At 67.8% G+C, this 20,546-nt stretch carries 19 protein-coding genes and 1 tRNA gene; 14 read left to right on the top strand and 6 right to left on the bottom strand.

Annotated features, from left to right (window positions below):
• Positions 1-39: 39 nt before the first annotated feature.
• The gene (locus K8638_RS35730) at positions 40-489 is read right to left on the bottom strand and encodes a helix-turn-helix domain-containing protein (RefSeq protein ID WP_223759192.1); all 450 of its coding nucleotides are present in this window, start codon (positions 487-489) and stop codon (positions 40-42) included.
• A 145-nt stretch (positions 490-634) separates the two neighbouring features.
• Between K8638_RS35730 and K8638_RS35725 the strand changes: the two genes are divergently transcribed.
• Both K8638_RS35725 and K8638_RS35720 read left to right on the top strand, forming a co-directional pair.
• Positions 635-919 (top strand): hypothetical protein, encoded by a 285-nt coding sequence (locus K8638_RS35725; RefSeq protein WP_223759191.1) that lies wholly within the window; start codon positions 635-637, stop codon positions 917-919.
• Positions 920-2,005: 1,086 nt separating this feature from the next.
• The gene (locus tag K8638_RS35720) at positions 2,006-2,497 is read left to right on the top strand and encodes a hypothetical protein (RefSeq protein WP_223759190.1); all 492 of its coding nucleotides are present in this window, start codon (positions 2,006-2,008) and stop codon (positions 2,495-2,497) included.
• Positions 2,498-2,686: 189 nt separating this feature from the next.
• Here the strand turns inward: K8638_RS35720 and K8638_RS35715 are convergent, their stop codons facing one another.
• Together K8638_RS35715 and K8638_RS35710 are read right to left on the bottom strand one after the other, a co-directional pair.
• Complete coding sequence (locus K8638_RS35715) at positions 2,687-3,583, bottom strand: DUF2381 family protein (protein WP_223759189.1); 897 nt, start codon at positions 3,581-3,583, stop codon at positions 2,687-2,689.
• A 117-nt stretch (positions 3,584-3,700) separates the two neighbouring features.
• Positions 3,701-5,635, bottom strand: a complete 1,935-nt coding sequence (locus K8638_RS35710; protein ID WP_223759188.1) for a serine/threonine-protein kinase — start codon at positions 5,633-5,635, stop codon at positions 3,701-3,703.
• A 309-nt stretch (positions 5,636-5,944) separates the two neighbouring features.
• On the opposite strand from K8638_RS35710, the gene K8638_RS35705 reads away from it, so the two are divergent.
• On the top strand, positions 5,945-6,922 hold the full coding sequence (locus K8638_RS35705; protein WP_223759187.1) for a DUF932 domain-containing protein: 978 nt from the start codon (positions 5,945-5,947) through the stop codon (positions 6,920-6,922).
• A 641-nt stretch (positions 6,923-7,563) separates the two neighbouring features.
• On the opposite strand, the gene K8638_RS35700 is transcribed toward K8638_RS35705, so the two are convergent.
• Positions 7,564-8,475, bottom strand: a complete 912-nt coding sequence (locus tag K8638_RS35700) for a hypothetical protein (protein ID WP_223759186.1) — start codon at positions 8,473-8,475, stop codon at positions 7,564-7,566.
• 372 nt (positions 8,476-8,847) lie between these two features.
• Here K8638_RS35700 and K8638_RS35695 point away from each other — a divergent pair, with 372 nt between their 5' ends.
• Entirely contained in the window at positions 8,848-9,864 is a 1,017-nt protein-coding gene (locus tag K8638_RS35695; protein WP_223759185.1) for a P63C domain-containing protein, read from the top strand.
• A gap of 81 nt (positions 9,865-9,945) precedes the next feature.
• Positions 9,946-10,131 carry a hypothetical protein gene (locus K8638_RS35690; RefSeq protein ID WP_223759184.1) on the top strand — a complete coding sequence of 62 codons (186 nt, stop codon included), beginning with the start codon at positions 9,946-9,948 and terminating at the stop codon, positions 10,129-10,131.
• On the opposite strand, the gene K8638_RS35685 is transcribed toward K8638_RS35690, so the two are convergent.
• On the bottom strand, positions 10,128-10,976 hold the full coding sequence (locus K8638_RS35685; protein WP_223759183.1) for a hypothetical protein: 849 nt from the start codon (positions 10,974-10,976) through the stop codon (positions 10,128-10,130). The two genes, K8638_RS35690 and K8638_RS35685, sit on opposite strands and share 4 nt — an antisense overlap.
• A gap of 554 nt (positions 10,977-11,530) precedes the next feature.
• Here K8638_RS35685 and K8638_RS35680 point away from each other — a divergent pair.
• The 5 genes from K8638_RS35680 to K8638_RS35660 all read left to right on the top strand — a co-directional run bounded on the left by K8638_RS35680 (position 11,531) and on the right by K8638_RS35660 (position 16,104).
• Positions 11,531-12,337, top strand: a complete 807-nt coding sequence (locus K8638_RS35680) for a hypothetical protein (protein ID WP_223759182.1) — start codon at positions 11,531-11,533, stop codon at positions 12,335-12,337.
• A gap of 50 nt (positions 12,338-12,387) precedes the next feature.
• Entirely contained in the window at positions 12,388-12,591 is a 204-nt protein-coding gene (locus K8638_RS35675) for a helix-turn-helix transcriptional regulator (protein ID WP_223759181.1), read from the top strand.
• Between the two features lie 120 nt (positions 12,592-12,711).
• Entirely contained in the window at positions 12,712-14,040 is a 1,329-nt protein-coding gene (locus K8638_RS35670; protein ID WP_223759180.1) for a DUF3987 domain-containing protein, read from the top strand.
• A complete protein-coding gene (locus K8638_RS35665; protein WP_223759179.1) occupies positions 14,040-15,287 on the top strand; it encodes a hypothetical protein in 1,248 nt (415 codons plus the stop codon). Before K8638_RS35670 ends, K8638_RS35665 begins: the two co-directional genes overlap by 1 nt.
• A 115-nt stretch (positions 15,288-15,402) precedes the next feature.
• Complete coding sequence (locus tag K8638_RS35660) at positions 15,403-16,104, top strand: helix-turn-helix domain-containing protein (RefSeq protein WP_223759178.1); 702 nt, start codon at positions 15,403-15,405, stop codon at positions 16,102-16,104.
• Here the strand turns inward: K8638_RS35660 and K8638_RS35655 are convergent.
• On the bottom strand, positions 16,066-17,286 hold the full coding sequence (locus tag K8638_RS35655; RefSeq protein WP_223759177.1) for a site-specific integrase: 1,221 nt from the start codon (positions 17,284-17,286) through the stop codon (positions 16,066-16,068). The genes K8638_RS35660 and K8638_RS35655 overlap by 39 nt on opposite strands.
• A gap of 106 nt (positions 17,287-17,392) precedes the next feature.
• Here K8638_RS35655 and K8638_RS35650 point away from each other — a divergent pair.
• From K8638_RS35650 to K8638_RS35635, 4 genes are all read left to right on the top strand, one after another.
• Positions 17,393-17,466 (top strand) — tRNA-Ile (locus K8638_RS35650).
• A gap of 190 nt (positions 17,467-17,656) precedes the next feature.
• Positions 17,657-18,256 (top strand): TetR/AcrR family transcriptional regulator, encoded by a 600-nt coding sequence (locus tag K8638_RS35645; protein WP_223759176.1) that lies wholly within the window; start codon positions 17,657-17,659, stop codon positions 18,254-18,256.
• Positions 18,253-19,413, top strand: a complete 1,161-nt coding sequence (locus tag K8638_RS35640; protein WP_223759175.1) for an efflux RND transporter periplasmic adaptor subunit — start codon at positions 18,253-18,255, stop codon at positions 19,411-19,413. The genes K8638_RS35645 and K8638_RS35640 overlap by 4 nt, the downstream gene beginning before the upstream one ends.
• Positions 19,410-20,543: an ABC transporter permease gene (locus K8638_RS35635; protein ID WP_223759174.1), complete on the top strand. Its 1,134-nt coding sequence runs from the start codon at positions 19,410-19,412 to the stop codon at positions 20,541-20,543. Before K8638_RS35640 ends, K8638_RS35635 begins: the two co-directional genes overlap by 4 nt.
• Positions 20,544-20,546 lie beyond the last annotated feature (3 nt).

Below are 20,546 nucleotides of genomic sequence, written 5' to 3'. Positions count from 1 at the left end.
TGCCGAGCGCAGCGGCCGCCTGATTCAAGGACCGCAGCGTTAGCTCGGCTTGGGTCCTGGGGCCTTCGGTGAAGCTGGCGGTGCAGTTGGCGCATCGGAACTGCTCAGTGCGGCAGCCACCGCGAAGCCGATCAGGCTGAGCAACCCCACGACACCCGCGACCGCAACGGCCTGATTCCACGCCTGCGCAGGCGTCTCCACATTCGTGTGCGTGGCAGCAGCCGCCGCACTCGCTGTCCGAGCCATTGCCTCTCGGACATTGGCGCTCAGTGCTGGAACCGTCGTCCCGAGGGCGGAGGCCAATTGCTCGAAGAGGTACGCGTCAGGTTGGACCTTCCCACTCTCGATTCGCGATAGCACGGGCTGGGAGATGTTGAGCTGAGCGGCAAGCTCAACCTGCTTGAGTCCGCGCTGCTCTCGCAGCTGCGTCACGAGCTTGCCCAGCACCATCCCGAAGACTTCTTTTTCTTGGATTCCCTGGGTTTGCAAGGATGGCCTCCTGAGTAACGCGGTGCGGCCTAGCCCAATAGAATGCGCACCCTTGACACGAAAACGCAAGTGGCTGAGAATATTATTCACCTCGGCGGTCTAATTCGCATTCCGCGGTTCGGCCGCCCGAGGAATAGGTGCCATCGTGTCGAATCTGAAGAAGCGGGCGGGTAGCAAGCAGACGAGCATCGTGAAGAAGTCCCAGTCGAACATCACGCGTGTAAACGCAGCGGGAGTGCCGCTGCCGGTGCCCACGCAGCACCAGGGCGCGGTGAAGGGGGCGGTGGTCGGAGGGGGCCTCGGGGCCTCGGTGATGGCGTTCACGGCCCTCGGGCCCGTTGGCATCCTCGTGGGTGGCATCGTCGGCCTCACGGTGGGTGTGGCGGTCGGCGCCGACCAAGACGAGAAGCGGGCGCAGCGGCGCGGCTGATGGCTGGCCGGAATGAGGCGCGTCGGCGTTGCCATGTCCCACCATGGCACACAGAAGCGCGTCACCACACACAAGAGGCGACGCGGGTGCACGTGGCGAGTGGGGGCGTCTCCCCCCTCGCCTTTCGCGCATGCGCGGCCTGGCGTATCCACTTCGGCCAAGCCTGTGGGTGCTCAGCCCCGCTGGTGCTGCTGTCCGGGTCGGCGACGCAGTTGAAGCAGGCGGCGGGGTACACGGTGCCATCGTGCCCCGCCTCGCCACCCGCATTGCAGTCGTAGCCACGCGGATAACTGTGCGGCTCTCGGGGCTCGCAATTCTCCACAGCTGTATTCCAGATGCCGTCGCCGCCCACATGCGGCAGCGGCTCGGCGCTTTCCACCAAGCATTGGCACACGCGCGTCAGCGTGATGTCCCCCTCCGCTTGGCCGCTTCTCACGCGGTCCGTCCCCCGCCCTTGACAGCCCGCCACGCAAGGAGAGGTGGAACGACTGCTGTGGGTGGTACGCCACCGGGTGGGCTTCCCCCGGTTACGTAGCGCTCCCTCAGTTGCAGTTAATGTGAACCTTGAGCGCATTTGGACGGCTTCACGAATGAGGCTCGGCTGCATGCCGCTGCTGAGGCACACGAAGGGCGGGAGAACCACGAAATCGGGGCAGGCTCAGGTGTACGTCGGGAAGGAACCCTGGCACGGCCTGGGCACGCTGCTGCCGGCGACCGGCAGGTACATGGATCGTCCAGGCAGCGGGCTTCTACTCAGCGGTGGAGCGGCCCGACCACTCGCTGCCAACGGAGGGCCCATCCCGGACAAGAATGCCCTCCTCCAGGAGGACGCGGGCGAATACCTCTCCGCCGGCAGCATGGGCGCGGATGCTCAAGGCCACGTCTGCCGACAGCACGGCTACCACCACGTCCGGGAACACGGCGGTGTACGAATGGCAAGTCCGCCTCGGTGATCGGCATAAGAGCCGTGACGACCCCGCCGTTGCAGCACCTCACCCATCAACCTGCGCCCTGTGGGGCGTGCTCATGCTGCACGCCACGAGGGCCTTTCCGGGCCTGCCGTGCACGTGCGTCCTGGAGGACACCGTGAAGGACGACATTCTGGCCCACCTCTACGAGGAGAAGGTGGTGAGCCTCAACCTGGAACTGGCCAACCTGGAGCACGCCCTGCGAGGGGCTCAGCTCCTGGCCGATTTTCTCGCCAACAACGACATGCCGACTGCGGACGCCGTCCGCCAAGCGCCCCGCTCCGTCGTCGCGATCCTGGCCCTGACGGATGCACGGCTCCAGCAGCTTCGCCGGGTCATCCGGAGTGAAGCAGATGCACGGCACCTGTGGGCGCCGCACAACGCCACCAGCCCGGAGTCCCTTCCCGGGGATGCAGACGACGTAAGACTGGAGTCCCGGACCACGCCCGGTTCCACTGCCGCGCCCAGCAGCAGGAAGCACGCGAGCGGGAAGACCAAGCGCAAGCTCCAGGCGAAGCGGACCGCGAGGAAGACGGCAGCGACGAAACCGCCGGAGTCGCCAGGCGCCGAAGAAGCCACTGCCGTCCCGGTCTCCCCAGCCAAGCCTTGAACGCGCCACAACGCTGCTTCGCGCTTCCGAAAGCAAAGAGTACCGATGGGGGTATGCGTCGAAGACGAACGGAAGCACCGCGACGGAGCCTCGCGCGGCGTGATGCATCCCCGTCCTCCAACCGGTTGATGCCGGTGGCCCACGAGCCCCGGCCTTTTAGCCCACAGGAAAATGAGCCCCGATTCCGTCCTACGGGAAGGTGACGTTGCCGAGGGTGATGGTTCGCTGACCGCCCGCGTCCCACAACTTGAGGGTGAACGGCCCATGGGCTTCTTTCTCCGTCGCCTGCGCCGCCACCACGACACGGCGTGGCATCTCGGACGTCGTGGGAACGTCCTGCCAGAACGACAGTCCCTTCAACTCCTCTCCACCCCTTCCTCGTAGCATCAGCCCCTCCGCCATCCAGGATGCGGTGCCCGCGGGAAGCTCCAGCCACAACTCCACCGCCACCTGCTTAGCAGAACGGAAGCTCCTGACGGTTTGCACTCGGAGCGGATCACCAGGCTGCAGGACCAAGGCCTCGGTAATGTCCTCAAGGGTGACACCCTTCTCGCCCGTCTGCCCAGTGGCAATCAGGCCCAGGAGTCCGCCTGGCTGCTTCAGCCCGCCTTGCAGCCGGTCGAGTTGCTCTCGACACTGCTGAAGCTGCGTGTCTTTCTCCTTCACCTCGGCCCGCAGCGACACGGCGGAACGTGACTGCCGGTAGATCTCCACCTGCCTCTCAGCCAGCGCGGGATGCACCACCAGCGTGAAGGTGGCGCTGGCCGGAAGCGTCCCTCCCTTGAAGGCCACCGTCAGCCGCAGCCGCTCCCCAGCAACGACCTGCTCCGAGGGCACGAGGAGAATCGCCTCGTCCGCAACGGAGACCCACATCCGCTCGCGGCCCTCCAGCAGCGTGCCGTCCCGGTCGATGGTTGCACCGTGAATGCGGAACGCGGTGGTGAGCCCCGGGCTGATGACCACCTCATGTGAATGGTTGGCTCCGTCCTCCGCCAGCTCGATGTGGCGCACACCAGGAGTGCTTGGCGCCATCTTCGATTGCGCGGCAGCTGTGCTCCCCGCGAGGAGTGCGAGGAGCAGGGGCATGACGGAAAATGGTTGGAGCACGGAAACGTGACCTGATGGGTTGTGCCGTTGGCGCCCGCTCCTACCACGTCTTCCCGCCCTGCGTCTTTCACTGGCACTGGCGCCTCCTCTCCCTCCTCAGTCGAAGCGCTCGACCGCCTTCACGGTTCCCACGCTGAAGACCTGGGCGGTATTGGCGCCTCCGCCCGGCTTGCGCAAGAGGCCGAGCTTGAGGTCGGTGCCGTAAAGCACCATGCACACCGGTATGCGCTCGCCCTTCGGCGTTCGCGCTTCGGTCAACCGGCCGTACACGCGCCCGTCCCCGAAGACGAGCCGTCCGGAGAGGCGTGTGGGGTACGGCAGCCCTTCCCACTCTCCAATCACCTCCCACTCGGTGTAGCCCTCGCGCACCGAGATGACCTGGCGCTGCGTTCCGGGAAACTTCAAGGGGTGGATCTCGCCGACGCCGATGCCGAGTCTCTCCATGGCCCCCTCCGCCCCAGGGGGACAGCTCTCGGAGGGCGGCGCAGGACGCACCTGGGGGCCGGTGCAGGCCAGTGCCGCGGACGTGGCGCCCATGCAGAGCACCTTGCCAACGGTCCTCAGCGCCGGAGCCTTGGCGTTCATGGCGGGAGTGGTGGGTGGAAAAGCGGTCTTCAGCGTCTTCACGGCGGTCTGGTCCTCGACGTGCGTCGCGGGGGCGGCGGCCGCAGGAGTGGAGGCCACCAGGAGCGGCGCTGCGGCGGTGGCAGTCTCAGAGGACTCCACCTGCAGCGCCACTTCATAGCCGGACGACCTCACGGGTTCATTCGCCATGACAACCCGAGAAGCGGCGGGGATCTCTTTCGAGGGTGGAGCCCCAGGCCACCAGCCCAGCACCTTCGTCACCCAGAGACCAAGAGCCAGCGCAGCCACGAGGCCAGCGGAGTACGGCCAGCGACGCCTCCGTTGCTGAAACGGCTCCGGGGCCGGTCCCCTGTCCAGTTCGGCCCGAGAGCGCCGGACTCGGAGCCCCGGCATGGAGAGGAAGGGCCCCAGCACTAGCTTGCGGGGCGGGAACGTCTTGGACGCTGTAGGCCACTCCGGCCGGCGGATCCGTCGCGCACCTCCGGGCACTCCCGCGGCGTCCCGCATGCCCTCCCACTCGAAAACGGAGCGCCCCCATTCGTCGGGCGTGCCGAAGGTCACCGCGGCCACCAGCTCGTCGCGCACCTCGTGACCTGTCTGGAAGCGCGACTCGGGCTTCTTCGCGAGCAACCGCATGATGACGTCGCTGAACGCCCGAGGCATCCGGCGGTTGAAGGCCGCGGGCGCGGGCGGCACCCGACCCTCCACAGCCGCGTAGAGCATGTCGGGCGGCAGCTCGGGCGAAAATGGCCAGTGGCCTGTCACCACGCGGTAGAGAGAGACCCCGAGCGCGTACAGGTCATCTGTGGCTCGGGCCTCGTAGCGCGCTCCGGGTCGCTCGTAGTGCTTGCGGAAGAAGCGCACCGCCTCGGGACTCAGCAGGTGCAGGGTGGCCGGAGGCAACACGGCCGTGGTGACGGTGTCCGCCCCGGCGTACCGTCCCACGCCGAAATCCAGGAGGATGGGCTCGACGTCTCTCTCTCGGATGAGGACGTGCTCGGGTTTGAAGTCGCGGTGCAGCACGCCCTTGTCGTGCAGGGCCCCCAGTGCCAGGGCCACCTTGCCCACCACTTCGGCCAATTGCCGGAAGGTGGGGTTCACCGTCTCCACCCACGTGTGCAGCGCCAGGCCTGGCACCCAGTCCATGACGAAGTAGAGATACCCGGTCTGCGGATGTGGCCAGCGCCCGGTCGCGTGCAAGCGCACGACATTGGGGTGCATCGCCTTGGACATGAGGAGCTGCACCTCGCGCTCCGCCCGCTCATCCCCCGGCCTCAACGCCATCTTCATGGCGTAGAAGTCCCCTGGGCGCGCCATGTCCTCCACGCGGTAGACGGCCCCGTAGCCGCCCACGCCCAGTCGCTCCACCACGCGCCAGGAGCCCACTTCCGTCCCGGGCCCCAGGACGCCCGGATGGACCTGCCAGTTTTCCGCGTGCACGGACATCGGGGCGGCTCACCTCGGACCCAACCTAGCAGGTTCCTGGTGGCCGCTGGAACGTTCGCTACTTGGCTGGTTGGCTCATGCTTGGAGGGTAGTGGCACGAGACGTCCCTCCCCGGGAGCAAATCCGGCCAGCGCCTCGGCATAAGGCTCATGGCGGAAGCATTCGCTGGCATCCGGTCCCTTCCGGGGCCGGGCGCCTTCCTCCAACCCCAACCCGCAACACGGCGTACCGCGAGTCACACGGACCACGGAGCACCCGCTCCACGTCCTTCATGTCCGAGGTGCGCCCTCATCTCAGAGGAGGAGCACCATGTCTCACGACATCCACCAGATGGCCTACGTCGGCGAGGAACCCTGGCACGGCCTGGGCACGCAGTTGCCCACCAGCAGCACCTACGAGGAGGTGGTCCAAGCCGCCGGCTTCTACACCGCCGTCGAGCGCTCCCTCTACGCACCGCCCATGGAGGAGCCCATCCCGGACCGCAAGGGCCTCTTCCGCAGCGACACGGGCGAGTACCTGGCCACCGTCCACAAGGACTACGAGGTGGTGCAGTTCGAGGAGGTGGCCCGCACGCTGGTGGAGGCTGCCGGCGGCGTGGGCGCCATATTCCACACGGCGGGCACGCTGGGCCGCAACGGCGTGCGCGGATGGCTGCTGGGCGAGCTGCCCGAGCCGCTGCGCGTCCGGGGCGACAAGAGCCCCATCCGCCGCTACGTACTGGGCTACACCGGCCACGACGGCACCACGGCCATCACGCTCAAGAACGTGGCCACGCGGGTGGTCTGCCAGAACACCATCGGTGTCGCCCTGCACGAGAAGGACGGGGCCGAGTGGCACATCCCGCACTTCGACAACGCGAAGCAGCGGCTGGAAGAGGCCGGCCGGGCGTTCCACGAGCTGATGGACAGCTACGCGCGCTTCGGGGACCTGGCCAACCGGCTGGCGGCGATGCCGTTCACGGAGGAGCAGCTCCGCCGCGTCCTGGACACGGTGCTGCCGCTGCCCGAGGGCGAGGGCAACCACCCGCGCATCCTTCACGCGAGGGAAAAGGTGGTGGAGCTGTACCACGTGGGCGCCGGCATCGAAGGCGACATGCAGGCCACGGCCTGGGCGGCACTCCAGGCCGTGGCGGAGTACGCGGACCACCACCGGCTCACGCGCGCCGTGCAGGGCAGGCGCATGGACGCGATGCGCCTGGAGTCCATCTGGATGGGCAAGGCCGCCAGCATGAAGCGGCAGGCCCTCACCGCCATCCTGAGCGAGTCCCAGCTCCGGCTCGTGGCGTAAGGCCCGAGGCGGAAAGCTGGAAGCAGAGGTGCCTCATGGACTGGCTCCGGAAGGCGCTGACCTCGCGCCTGGTCCGGGAAGTGGCCGCCGCCATCCTCACGGTGGTGGCCGACTTCCTGGACCGACGCAGGGAAGCACGGTGACGTGGGAGGGTGGGGCTGTCCTTCATCGGCGGCCCCACCCTTCTTCTTACCGCTCAACCACCGGGTGGGCCGGGGCCTTACCCTGGTTGCAGGTGGATGTGGACGGAGGTTGCCCCACGAGTGGCCGAAGTCCCTGGGCACCTTCCTCAGGTCCGTCCCCAAAATTTGAAGTGCCGGGATCTCCCCTACCCCTCGTGCGCGAGGAGCGAGAGGGCTTACACAGGGTCCGGGTTCCGTCATCGGGACCAGATGGGTGCAGGTGGCCGGTGCCAGATGGACCCCAAAAAAATTTCGAGCCCCCCCCTCCCCGGGGAGCACGAAAAGAACCAGGGCCCTTCCAAACGGACCCAAGGCACACCTCCCCCTGTCCCCCTGCCCCAGGGGGGGCCTGCCCGAATTTCTTAGCCCTAGCAAAAGGCGAGGACAGCGAGAGCGGCCAGGACGGCTGGCGGAACGAACCCGAGGTCGGTGGCCCGGCGTTCCTGCCCTTCGACCAGTTCAGCCTTCTTTGTTTCCCTCTCCAGTCCCAGGTTGCGATTCAAAGAATCTGCTCCGGCGGGCGTAGTACCAGGGCACTGGGTTCTCGGGGGTCTGCTGCGCCACCGAGTAGGCATTGACGGCTCCGTTGATGGACCCGTGGACCATGAGATCGGCCAAGTCTTCAGCGGTGCCCTCCGTACTCGCTGTAAACCGCAGCTTGAAGCCGAAGGTTCCCCGCGTGAGGACGTGGAAGAGGTCTCCGAGGAGCTGTTCAAAGATGTCGAGCTGCCCCTGGAGTTCATCCAGCGGCTGGAAGTGTTTGCGCCGGTCGAAGCCGCGGTACTCGTACCGGTGCGCACGGACGTGATTGCGGTCCCTTTCCACGGGTTCGGTGTCCTTCATGAAGCGCTTGATGAGCGCCTCCACACCTTTTGCCGTGACGGGGTACTCATCCGGGATCAGGCGGGAGAGGGAGGCATTGATACTCCCTGCGATGCGCTCACGGACGTGCTGTTGAAACTCGGCTTCGATACGGCCGGGATCCGCACCTCGCATGTCGCCGGAGAGCATCACGGGCTGGGCCTCGATCTCCGCCGGCTCGCAGCGCCGGAGGCGGGCGCACTCCTTCTTCAACTGGCTCAACAGGCCATTTTTTTCGACGAGCCGCTCGCGGATGGAGGCAAGGTCGATGACGAAGACGTCAAAGCTGTCACGGAGGAGCTGCAACACCGCATCATTCCAGATGCCCGGCTTACGGGGGCTCGTGTTCTGGACACGGAGGCGCTCGAGCAACGTGTCGATTGACTTGGTCGTCGCCACCAGGAGTGGGTAGCGCCGTTTCGTCACCACGTAGGCATGGAGGGCCTCGTCCAAGAGGGCCAGCAGTTCATCCTTTTGCTCCACCGGGGCCGGAGTTTTTTTGGCGGTCATGCAGTACCAGCATCCCCTACTCCACCCCGGCCGCAAGTCACTGGCGCGAGCGCTCTTGCGGTAACAGTCACCTGCGGCAATGCATCCGCTTCCTCTAAACCGCCTCGACGAATCTCCTAAACATCGGAGCGGTTGTTCCTATGAAGGGGGAGGCAGCCCCACGCCTCGGTTTTTAAGGGTGGGGGCTTCCGCCGACATCCCACTCTCCCGCCCCTGGTCTTCTTCCCCGTCGCTCGCTCCTTCGCGCTGTCCCCCGTCGTGCTGCCCAAGCTTTCCCGCGCGAGGACACCCTTCAGACACGTTCGGCAGCAAGCATCGTTTGCCCTCCGGCCGCATGCTTGCTAGCATGCATGCAGATTGGAGGCAGCAAGCATGGATGAGTCTGACAAGGACAAGAAGGGCCCCTCAATCCAGTCCCTTGGGGGCATTGCCCGTCGCGAAGCGCTCACGCCAGAAAGGCGGAGTGAGATCGCATCGCGAGCAGCCAAGGAAAGCTGGGCGCGGAGAGCAAAACCGATGCGCGCCACACATAGGGGCAGCTTCGAGCAAGATTTTGGGATCGATGTTGACTGCTACGTCCTGGATGACGACCAAAAGACCGCCGTCCTCAGTCAGCGCGGAATGGCAACGGCGCTCGGGCTCGCCGGTCGTAGCGGACGCGCGTTGCACACCTTCATCGAAGGCGCCTGGCTGACTTCATCCGTTGGTCCGGAGTTGAGGGCAAAACTCGCAAATCCCCTGCTGTTTCAGTGGGCCAGCCCGAACTCGAAGGTGTCCCCAAGCATCATCCATGGGTACGACGTCACCATCCTGATCGACGTCTGCAAGGCGATCATTCAGGCGGCGAAAGGCCGCAAGCTCCAGCCAAGCCAAGAGCGCCGCGTAGCGCAGGCACAAGTCATCCTCAACGCATCAGCGAAATCCGGGATCAAAGGACTGGTCTACGCGCTGGCCGGATACGACGCCACGAAGGAGGAGGTCGTCGCGGCGTTCAAGCTGTACGTCAGCGAGGAGGCTCGCGAGTACGAGAGGGAGTTCCCCAGCAAGCTCTACGAGGAGTGGTACCGGCTCTACAAGATTCCGAAGCCCGAGAAGAACAATCCATGGAAGTTCAAGGACCTCACCGTCAAGCACGTCTACGTCCCTCTCGCCAAGAGCAACGGCAAGATCCTCCAGCTGACACGAGCGCAACGTGCCAAGACCGAGGAGCGGCATAAGAAGCTTCATCAGTTCTTGTCGGACATCGGAGTCAAGGCCTTGAGAACGCACCTCGGCCAACTGCTCGGCATTGCCCAGGTGTCGATGACTAGGGCCGAGTACGAACGTCACGTCGAGAGGATCTTCTCGGACCAGATACAGCTCTTCCAGGCGACCGTAGACGGGCAGTAGTCCCTGACCCAGCTGCGGCCGCCGCTTCTCTAGGGCATGTCCCCACCCGAGCCCTCTCAGCGCCCGGAGCCGTCTCCATGGGTGGCGCCACCGTTCCTCCTCACGGCCTGCCTCACGTTGGTGGGCCTCGGCTCCATGTGGGGCGTGGTGATGAACCGCCAGGATGCGGCGGACCGCCAGCGTCTCGAGGACGCCGTGTCGATGTCCTCCGCTCCTTCTTCGAGCATGCTGGACTCCGTGTTTAGCGGACTCGCCGAGGCGGTTTAGTTCACGACCCGTAGCTTCACGCGCAGCTCCTTCGACTCGGACTGCGCCCCGGGCTCTGCGGCGGCCACCTGGGTGCGCATCTGGCCGAGCAGCTCGGTCTGCCGCAGCAGGCTGGCCTCCAGCGTGCGCCGGTACTTCTCCAGCTTCTTCAAATCCGCGTCTTCGAGCAGCAGCACCTCGGCGGCCAGCCGCTCCCGCACAGGCCCAAGCGCGGCCTCCTCGTGGGTCTGCTTCTCGATGAGCGCGCCGCGAACCACCTTGGCCGCGTTGCCCAGCCCCACATAGGCGTCCTTCTTCATACGGACGCTCTTCACCAGGTCCTGGGCAGCGGTGAGGGCATCCGCAAGGATCTGCACCACGGCCCCCGGCAGCTCCGGCACGTCTCTCAGCTGCGCGACCACGCGCTCCACGGTGTTGAGGAAGTGTCCCGTGGACTTGGCGTCTTCAGGCGGCACGGGAACGACATCCACCGTTTCAGCCAGGGCATTCACGAGCAGCAACGCTCCGCGAGTGGACGTGAGGGCATTCCCGGCGTCCGTCTTCTCCAGTTCTTCTTCCAGCCGCGCTCGCAGCCGGTTGTTCTCCACCTTCGTGAGCCGTTCCAGCTTCCAACTCAGATCCCCGAGCTGCGCGACGATGACCGCCTCGGGCATTGAGGTCGGCACGAGCGCGGAGAAGTAACCATCCAGGTGGCGCTCGTACTCGGCGGCATCCTCACCGGGCAGCAGCAGGTGCGCGCCGCTGAACCCGTACCGCACGGAATTGAGTGAGCTGCGCTCCTTGCCGGTGGCGCTGGTGGGGCCCCGGGACTTCGCGCCGTTGATGGCGGCCTGCGCTGCCTGCACGGCGGTTCTGATGGTGGCGTTCGTCATCCTGAAATTGTGAGGCCACCTCTGTTCGCGTGGGAAGGGCGGCGTGCTTCATGGGGCTCACGTCCCGGGCACTCACGCGGACCCATGCGGTGCGGCGGGACAGGCATGATGTTCAGGACGAAAGGGACGGGCGTGCTGTCGGGGACGGTGTGGACGCGGGGGACTCCGGGGAAGAGGAGGACGCATGGTGAGCTTGAGGACGGACAGGAGACAGGTCTTGCGTTCCCCCAGAGAGAGAGCGTCCCTTCCTTCTTTGAAGAGGAACATACCTTCTGGGATGGCCTTCACGGACCAGCACGCCCTCATCCACCATCACCGCTCCGCCTTTCGGCACCAGCGTCCCCCGCCGTCTCCCACGGCCCTCGCGTCCCGTCCGTCACGGCCCCCAGCGACCTCACGGTCCCACGGGTCCCCTTCGTCCCCCGGGTCCCCACGGGCCCCGTTGTCCCGCATGCCCCCCGGTCCCGCACGTCCCATCTTCGGCGTGGCGGCGCTCCCGCCGCACGCCCACCACTTCCAACACGACCATGACACGCAGAAGAGGCCCCAGCCCCGCCAGCAAGCAGGCACGCACCAGCTTCATCTCGACACCTGAGACCTCCCGCGCCTTCCTGGGCGACGCGGGCGGTCTGAACGACGCGCAGGTAGAGGTGGCACTTCAAGGTCGCGCGCTGGCCACCGATGTCCGTTCCGTCCTGACCGCCTACGAGGACTGGGTCTTCAAGCGGATGGAACCACCCCTCCCGCTGCAACCCGAGGGAAAGGCGCTCGTCCTCCGCATTCCCGCCGCGGTGCAGAACAACCCGCTCGCGGAGATCCTCCTCGAAGGAACGATCCACATCGCACGAGTCCTCTCGGAAGCACCACCGTCCCCGGCCTACTTCGCGGAGCTGCGGAAGCAGGTGAGGGAGTGGCGCTTCTGGACGATCACCACGCTCGCGAAGTTCCTCAAGCATCCACGAAAGCTGGAGGCGGGCATCATCACGCTCGTGACCGAGGCGGCTGGACTCCCACCGCTTCAGGAGCGGCACTTGGCCGCGCTTGCCGTCCTGACGCCGGACCCGCTGGAGCCACCGCAGCCCAACCCACAGCTCGTGAAGTCTCGGACCATGAACTGGCGCTACGCGCTCGACCAGCGGTACGAGACACAGCAGGTGCTGCGACGGCTGGCGGAGCACATCCCGCCCAGCATCACCGACGGCTTCATGCTCGAAGGACTCGACTCCCATCGAAGTCAAGCCCTTTTAGAGCCGCGGAAGCAAGATTCTACGCTCGCCGAAATCCTCCGTCAATTCGAGCGGTTACACGGGGAAACAGAATTCGGAAAGCCATAACTCCGCTCCGGGAGCCTCCTGCCGCTGCAACTGCCGCAGGGAGGCACCCGTTGAAGTCCATCGACACGCTGAAGCTCCGAATCGAGCTGGCCCGCGCGAACCTCACGCTCACCGAGGTGGCGCGGCGGCTCAACATCCCGCCCACGACACTCGGAAGCTGGGTCCGTGCGGTCCATCCACCGCCCGCCGACCTCTCCGACCGCGTCGCAGCCGTCCTCGGAGTGGCTGCCCACGCCATCACGGCGGACGCCTAGCCCATGACCTGGAAGTGGAAGGGCCCGCCCGCCCTGGCCGGCGAGCGAGCCCTGATCAACCGCCACCGTGTGCTGGTGGCGCTCACCGCATGAAGCACACCGCAAGAAGGGACACTCACGATGCAAGACGTACTCTACAGCACCACCGCCGCGCCTGACACAGCAGCCTCGGAGAGCAACGCACCGCCGCGATTCCCCGACACGGCCTGGCCGGGCGTCTTCGCCAGCTACTACGACCTCGTCGCTCCCACGTGCGAGGCCAGCGACGCCTTCATCTGGGCCTCTGCCACCGGCATGCTCTCCACGCTCTTCGCACCGGGCGTGGGCATGGCGTGGGGCTCGCAGATCCTGAAGCCCACCCTCTACCTGCTGCTGCTGGGGGCCACCGGTCGCACGCGCAAGACAACGGCCATGCAGGACGCACGGCGCATCCTACTGGACCCCTTCATGCCGCGCCCGCGCTTCCCCGGGGATCCCGAGCGAATCACGGTGCTGAGCGGCTTCGCCTCCGGCGAGGGCATGGCGGACGCGCTCTCCGACCAGGAGTTCTGGCCGCCTGGCAAGAAGAAGGGAGAAGGCCCTCCCGAAGTGGCAACAGGTCGGTGCGCCTTGTTCGAGTTCGATGAATTTGCCTCGCAGCTCATGAAGTCGAACAAGGACGCGGCCGGCAACTTCACGGGCATGCTTCTGCGACTGTGGGATCTGCCGCCGACCCTCTCGCTTCGCACGCGGCGCGAGCAGGTCACCACCACGAATCCGCTCGCCGTCATTCTCGCCGCATCCACGTACTCGTTCATGGGCCGTGCGCTCTCACAGGGACACATCCGCGACGGCGTGCTCAATCGCTTCCTCCTCGTCCACGGCGAGCCCGGCAAGGCCGTCCCAGTGCGGCCTGCCATCAACCCGCAGGACCACATGGCCCTGATGACCGAGCTGCACCAGGCCCTCACGGCGGTGTGGGGGAGGCTCTTCACCCTGAGCCCTGGCGCCGAGGCGGTGCACACCACGCTTTACTGCAACGACCACCAGCAGCGGCGCGAGTCCGACCTCCTGGAGGCCGCGACCAGTCGCGCGTCCATCATGGCGATACGCCTGGCGGTGCTCTTCGCCGCGGCCCGTGGCTCCACGGTGATCTCCGACACGGACATGCAGGGCGCCTGGGACGTGATGACCTACAACCAGGCCGTCGTCGCACGGCTGCTCCAGTCCCTCCAGGACAGCACTTGGCGCGAGGCGGAAGCGCGTGTCCAGTCCGCGGCCCGAAGGGAAGCAGCCGCGAGCGGAGGCACCTTCACCATGGCGGCGGTACGGGCGCGGCTCAAGGGGGGCAACGGCCTGGACGCACGCACGTTCAACGGCTGCTGGATGTCAATGGTTCGCGCCGGGGACTTCGTGGCCGTGGCCGAGGGCAGCGACCGCTACTGCATCAACGAGGAGGTGCAGCCGTGATGATGGCTGAGACCTCCCTGGACCGTGGGATGCAGCAGGTGTTCCTCGATGCCCTCCACGCCACCGACAGACAATCCCTCAATCGCTACGTGTCCCAACGGGGTAGGGCCACGGACGCGGCGCAGAAGGAAGCGCTGAAGCGCGACTTCATGTGCCTGCCGCTCCTCGACCGTGAAGACCTGCGCGAGCTGGCCCTGGACCTGCTCCGCTCCGCGGTGGGCGCCCCCGTCACCGACACCGTCTGGATGCAGTGGCGTAGCATCGAGCACACCTGGGATGGCATCCCGTGGAAGGGAGCCTGGGCGGACTACGGCCGGCGCCACATGGAGTGGGCGCAGCTCGTGGTCGCCAAGGGACAGGGGCCCGCCTACAGCCCCACGGAGAACACCACCGGCTACCGCAACAACGCCAGCACCCAGGCGCTGTACGCGCTCCACCTGGACGCGGATGGCGTGGGGGACTGGTGGGAGCTGATCCGAGTGCTCGGCGAGCTGCGCCTCGCCTTCCTCATCCACCGCAGCGGCGGGCACACCCCCGCGCTGCCCAAGTGGCGCGTCATCCTCCCGCTGGCGCAGCCCTTCGTTGTCGGCGGCACGGAGCCCGGAGTGCTGGCCTGGCGCAACGGGTACGCCGCCGCCCGGGTTGTCTTCGGAGCGCTCGCACGCCTCACGGGTCCGGGCTTCGATCCAGCGACGGACGGGCCTCACCATCCGTGGTTCCCGGCGGCGCGAAGACGGGTGGAAGACCCGGTGCGCGAGGTGTACCAGAACCACGGCGCGACGCTGGACCTGCACGCGCTGCTGCGGGCCTTGCCCTCGGCGCATCCCACGCCACCGCGGACGAGTCCACGTCCACCTGCCAGCACGGGAACGCCAAGCCTGCTCCAGCTCGCCTTCGAGGCAGCGGGAATGCTCGGGCGCCCACTGGGCAACGGAAAGTACGCGGTGCTGTGCCCCTGGAACGAGCTGCACACCCAGCCGCTGGGACCGAACGAAGCGCCCACCAGTGCCTCGGTCATCTTCGGCTCCGCTGGCGAGGGGAACATGGGCCAGTTCCACTGCTCGCACTCGTGTGGCACCCGCAAGGCGCGGGAGGTGCTCGACGCACTTCCGGCGTATGCGGTGGAACACGCCCATGCACGGCACCAACCGCGCTGGCTGGCATCTCCGACCGCTGAGCGCGGGGACTTCTTCTCGATGCGGCCTCCCGGCCTGCTGGATGACTTCAATGACAAGCTCCCCCGCTGACTGCCCCACAGACGCCGGGAATCCGGCCTGCCCCACGAGGGAGCAGGACCGCCCGCAGCCTGAGGAGCCACATCCCGCCCGGACCGATAGCACCTACAAGGAGATGACCTCCGCGATGGACTCTAGGACCACCAGCGCCCCCGACGCGGCCCAAGCCGAGGGCCCCAAGTCGAACCAGGCCAGCGCGCCCGTCAGACGCCTCCCCGTTCCCAGGGGCGTCTGCTGTGCGCCGCCCCCGCCCCTGCCGCCGGGCTACAAGTTCCCTTCGGTGCCGGACGACTGGTACGACCAGCCCAAGGCGTGGGCGTGCCGCAAGTGCTGCCGGAACTTCGACTGGACGTACCGGCCCCCGAGGGAGGAGGAGCTGGACCTGCCCTGCGTCCGGTGCCGCGAGGTCCTGGACGTGGATGAGCGCGCCGTCGAGGTCAACCGGCTGCTGCTGGCCCACCTCCGGGCGGGCGCGATGCGGACGCTGGCCCTGCCGGTCCCCGTGGGCGTCCTCGCTCCGCTGCCGTCCCTGGAGCCCGAAGCGGCGACACCCGGCAGCACCGCCACCGCCTGCACCATCCAGGAAGCGGCGGCGCTCCTCGGCTGCGGCGCCACCAAGGTCTACGAGCTGCTCAGCCAGGGGCGCCTGCTGCCGGCGGAGAAGTTCGGCCGCAAGCGCATGGTGCTCCGCGCGTCCGTGGAGGCGCTGCTGAATGCCTCGGCCCGCCCGGCCTCACCGGAGCGCCCGCAGAAGGCGGCTCCGGCGAAGCCCCGGGCCCGGAGCGCGAAGTCAGTGGCTGCTGCCATCGCGAAGCTGCCGGTCAAGTAGCAGCACGGGGTCCTCCGGGTGCTCCAGGCGGATGGGGAGCTGGATCATCGGGGGGACCTTCACTCCCTCGTAGAACTTCTTCGTCGTCACCGCGGACTGGTGCCCGATGGTGGCCGCGATGCGCGAGAGCGGCACGCCGCCCTCCAGCGGCTTCACCTCCACCCCGCACTCCGCGGCCCAGGTGACGAAGCTGTGGCGCAGCTCCCCCATGCGCAGCGGCTCCAGGCCGATGGACTTCGCCGCCCGCTTCACCACCTGCCGGATCCACCAGTCCGCCGGAGCCGAGCCCCGGGCCTGGAGGCGCAAGGCGGCGCCCAGGGCCTGCGCATCCACGGACTGGACGTGAACCCGGCCCGACTTGTGGACGAACGTGATGGTGCCCGCGATGGCGCCCTGCCCTTGCAGCACCTTCACCTTGCCCTCTCCGCGAGCCAGGCGGTCAATCTCGGTGCCGTGCATTCCGCACTTGGCGTGGAGCATCAGCACGTCGCGCACCGGCTGCACGTCCGTGACACGGCCCGTCCCCTTCCAGCCGTACTTCTTGGACTCCCACCCCTGGATGGCGGCGTAGAGGCGCTCCACGTCCCGCATGGAGTAGCCCTTGTCGCGCATGGCCTTCTCCGGGCGGGCCGGCGGCACCTTCAGCGCGAGCGTGGGGTCCTCGGCCGTGGTGAGCACCGCCTCCTCCTCGCGCAGCCAGGAGAAGAACGACTTGATGGCCGCGATGCGGTGGCGCTTGGCGACGATCTCCTTCTTCGCGTCGTCGTACCAGCCGTTCAACACCTGCTTCAGGTCCTGGAGCCGGAGGGTCCGCAGGTCCTTCTCGAAGAGCGCCTCCGCCCACTGCGCCAGGTAGTTCCGGACGTTCTTCCGGTGACGCTCCGTGCGGCCCTGGCGCTTGAGGTGTTCGAGGAACCGCCCCACCCGCTCGGGGTCCATGTAGACCGGCGAGGTGGCGGCCTCCCGCTCGGGGGCCATCCCTGCCGCCTGGGCCCTGGCGATGTAGGCGTCCGGGTCTCTCTTGAACAGCGCCAGTTCCCCCAGCGCTTCGTTCTCGTTGCCCGCCGCCAACCGTGTGGTATAGAGCCGCCCGTGGACCTGCTTTTCGAGGACCCACACGGTGCCGCCCTGCTTGTTCATGTAGGTCCGACCACCGGCCCACTTTCCCGTCCACCGGGGCATGTCAGTTCTCCAGTCCGTACGAAGTCCGTACAAGTTGCATAACCACTGGAGAGGCAGTATTGAGGGAGTAGAAGTTCCGCAGTAATTGCCGTAGGTTAGAACTTACGGCCAGGTAGCTCACCTGGTTAGAGCGGCGGTCTCATAATCCGCAGGTAGTCGGTTCAAGTCCGACCCTGGCCACTGCCCCGGAGTCACTTTTCCAAGTGATTCCGGGGCTTTTCTTTTGCCCAAAGCGTCCGGACGGGTTCGGAGCCGTTCGCCCGCATGGGTCCCCGTACACAGAGGTGGCGGACGGCCTCGACTCGCCTGGCGGGTCGCGGGAAGCGGCAGCCTTGACAAGTAAGTAAATGTTTATTTGCATCTGACCTCCATGACGGTCCGTCGCAGCCATGAGGAGCGCAGGCGTGAAATCGCGGACGCGGCGCTGCGCATCATCGCGACGCGCGGCATCACCGCGCTCACCGTGGCGACGCTGGCCCGGGAACTGGGGCTCACCGGCGGGGCGCTCTACCGGCACTACCCCTCGACGGACGCCATCATGGAGGCGGTGGCGGTCCGGGCCGCGGAGTTGCTCGATGCGTCGCTCCCCGAGCCCTCCCTCGAGCCGCTCGTCTGGCTGGAGCGCTTCGTGGAGTCCCGCTCGCGCACCATCTCCGGCCACTTCGGGGTGGCGCGGCTGCTGCTCTCGGAGCAGCTCGCCCTGGCCCTACCGCCGGGTGGCCGGGAGCGCATCCAGGAGTCGGTGCGCAAGACGATGATGGCCATCCAGCGCACCCTGCTGGCCGGTCAGGAGCAGGGCCTCATCCGCACCGACCTCCGCGCCGCCGACCTCGTCCCCATCATCGTGGGCACCGTGCAGATGCTCGTGCATGCCCAGGCGGGGACCGTCCTTCAGAACCTCTCCATCCCGGCACGAAGCTGGGCCACCCTCAAGACGCTCCTGAGCGTCCCGGGAGATTCCAGGTCATGAGTCCATCTCTTCCGCGGCGGCTCGCGCGCGCGTGGCCGCTGCTGCTGGTGGCCGCCGTGCTGGGCGGCGCCTTCTTCCTGCTTCGGATGCGGCCGGTGGCCGCGCAGGTCGTCCGGGTCGACGTGGGGCCCGTGGCGCGCGAGGCGGTGGGCACCGGCACCCTCGAGAGCGAGGCCCAGGTCAGCACCGCCTTCACCCTCTCCGGGCGCATCACCGGCATCCGGGTGAACGAGGGCGACACGGTGCGCCCCGGGGACGTGCTCGCCACGCTCGACGCGAGCGAGCAGGAGCGGCACATCTCGCTGGCGCAGCGGGGGGTGGAGTTCGCCAACTCAGGGGTGGAGAAGAGCGAGGCCGAGGTGCAGCGCGCCCGCGCCGCCCTGGAAGCGGCGCTGGCCGACCAGCGCAGGAGCGAGGCCCTCCACGCCTCGGGGGTGGTACCGGACGCCGAGCGCGACGCACGGAACGAGCGTGCTGCCCGGGCCCGGGCCGAGCTCGACGCGGCGCTGGCCGCCCAGCGCCAGGGAGCCAGGAACGTGGGGGTGGCGCAGGAGACGGTGCGTCTCCAGGCGCGCCGCGGCGAGGAGACGGTGCTGCGCAGCCCGCTGGAGGGCGTGGTGGTGAAGCGCCTGCACGAGCCGGGAGACGTCGTCGGGCCCGGCAACGTGGTGCTCGTCATCGCCTCGACGCGCAAGGTGTGGGCGCGGGTGTGGATGGACGAGACGGTCCTCCACCTGCTGCACGAGGGGCAGGAGGGGCGCGTCGTGCTGCGCGGGGACCCCTCGCGCTCGTACCGGGCGCGCGTGGACCGCATCGCGGTGGAGGCGGACCGGCAGACGTACGAGGTGCTCGTGGACGTGGCGCTGCTCGAGCGCCCCGCGCGTCTCGTCTTCGGGCAGCGCGCGGACGCCTTCGTCATGCTGGAGGCGCGCCCCGCCGCCCCGCGCGTCCCGCAGGGCGCCTGTGACGTGGCGGCCGGCCAGTGCTTCGTCGCGAAGGGGGAGCGGGTGACGCGGGCCGACGTGCGCTTCGGGCTCTCCGGCAATGAGTGGGTGGAGGTGCTCTCCGGGCTCCAGCGGGGTGACGCGGTGCTCGTCCCGGCCCCCGGTGGCGCCGGGCTGCCCGAGGGGCGCCGCGTGGCGGGGCTGACGCCATGAACCTGGCCATGAAGGACGTGCGCCACCAGTGGCCGCGCTTCGTCGCCACCGGCGTGGGGCTCGGGCTGCTCTTCGCCATCGTGCTGGCCATGGGCGGCATCTACCGGGGCATGGTCGAGGAGGCGGTGGTGCTCGTGGAGAAGCTGGGCGCGGACCTGTGGGTGGTGCAGCGCGACACCCGGGGCCCCTTCGCCGAGCGCTCGTACGTGCCCGAGGTGCTGGCGACGCGGGCGCGGGCGGTGCCGGGGGTGCGCTGGGCGCGCGCCTTCTCGACGCTCACCCTCCAGCCCGTCCACCGGGGGCGCGTGCTGCGCCTGACGCTCGTGGGGCTGTCCTGGCCGGAGGACCGGGGGGCTTCGCTGCCCCTGGTCTCCGGGCGGGTGCTGGGCACGGCCCACCGGGAGTTGATGGTGGACCGCACGCTCGGGCTCGCCCTCGGCGAGGCGCTGCATCTGGGAGATGACACCTACCGCATCGTGGGCCTCACCCAGGGCCTCGTGTCCTCCGGCGGGGACGCGCTCGCCTTCGTGAGCCAGAGCGACCTGGAGCGCATCCAGAACCACCTGGCGCCCGAGGCCCGCCGCCTGGCCCGCGTGGCGGGCGCACCTCCCATGGACCCCGGCGTGTCCGCGGTGCTCGTGGGCGTGGCCCCTGGCGCCTCCGTCGAGGAGGTGCGCGCCCGCCTGGCGCGCTGGGGCGACGTCACCGTCCATACCACGGGGGAGCAGAAGTCCTTCCTGCTCGATGGCGTGGTGGACAAGGCGCGCCGGCAGATTGGTCTCTTCCGGGCGCTGCTCGCGCTCGTCTCGGGCATCGTGGTGTCGCTCGTCATCTTCAACATGACGGTGGCGAAGACGCGCGAGATTGCGCTGCTGAAGCTGATGGGGGCGCGGCTGGGCCTCGTCGTGGGGATGATTCTCCAGCAGGCGCTGCTGCTGTCGCTGCTGGCCTACGGGGTGGCGCTCGGGGTGTCGCGCTTCGCCTTCCCCCACTTCCCGCGCAAGGTGGTGGTGGGCCCCGAGGAACTGCTCGGAGTGTTCGCGCTCTCGGTCGCCATCGCCCTGCTGGCGAGCCTGGCGGCCATCCGCCGCGCGCTGCGCATCCCTCCCACCACCATCCTCGCGGGGTAGCCC

Origin of the sequence: Myxococcus sp. RHSTA-1-4 (assembly GCF_020037125.1) — a bacterium.
Classification (GTDB): domain Bacteria; phylum Myxococcota; class Myxococcia; order Myxococcales; family Myxococcaceae; genus Myxococcus.
The sequence above is the reverse complement of the archived record's forward strand: the minus strand, read 5'-3'. Positions and strand labels throughout refer to the sequence as shown.

What these genes read in the sequence shown, in the direction of transcription:
- K8638_RS35715 (WP_223759189.1), bottom strand. Translation starts at nt 3,583, where the DNA reads ATGCCCCTGCTCCTCGCACTCCTCGCGGGGAGCACAGCTGCCGCGCAA.
- K8638_RS35710 (WP_223759188.1), bottom strand. Translation starts at nt 5,635, where the DNA reads ATGTCCGTGCACGCGGAAAACTGGCAGGTCCATCCGGGCGTCCTGGGG.
- K8638_RS35705 (WP_223759187.1), top strand. Translation starts at nt 5,945, where the DNA reads ATGTCTCACGACATCCACCAGATGGCCTACGTCGGCGAGGAACCCTGG.
- K8638_RS35700 (WP_223759186.1), bottom strand. Translation starts at nt 8,475, where the DNA reads ATGACCGCCAAAAAAACTCCGGCCCCGGTGGAGCAAAAGGATGAACTG.
- K8638_RS35695 (WP_223759185.1), top strand. Translation starts at nt 8,848, where the DNA reads ATGGATGAGTCTGACAAGGACAAGAAGGGCCCCTCAATCCAGTCCCTT.
- K8638_RS35680 (WP_223759182.1), top strand. Translation starts at nt 11,531, where the DNA reads ATGACACGCAGAAGAGGCCCCAGCCCCGCCAGCAAGCAGGCACGCACC.
- K8638_RS35670 (WP_223759180.1), top strand. Translation starts at nt 12,712, where the DNA reads ATGCAAGACGTACTCTACAGCACCACCGCCGCGCCTGACACAGCAGCC.
- K8638_RS35665 (WP_223759179.1), top strand. Translation starts at nt 14,040, where the DNA reads ATGATGGCTGAGACCTCCCTGGACCGTGGGATGCAGCAGGTGTTCCTC.
- K8638_RS35660 (WP_223759178.1), top strand. Translation starts at nt 15,403, where the DNA reads ATGGACTCTAGGACCACCAGCGCCCCCGACGCGGCCCAAGCCGAGGGC.
- K8638_RS35655 (WP_223759177.1), bottom strand. Translation starts at nt 17,286, where the DNA reads ATGCCCCGGTGGACGGGAAAGTGGGCCGGTGGTCGGACCTACATGAAC.
- K8638_RS35645 (WP_223759176.1), top strand. Translation starts at nt 17,657, where the DNA reads ATGACGGTCCGTCGCAGCCATGAGGAGCGCAGGCGTGAAATCGCGGAC.
- K8638_RS35640 (WP_223759175.1), top strand. Translation starts at nt 18,253, where the DNA reads ATGAGTCCATCTCTTCCGCGGCGGCTCGCGCGCGCGTGGCCGCTGCTG.
- K8638_RS35635 (WP_223759174.1), top strand. Translation starts at nt 19,410, where the DNA reads ATGAACCTGGCCATGAAGGACGTGCGCCACCAGTGGCCGCGCTTCGTC.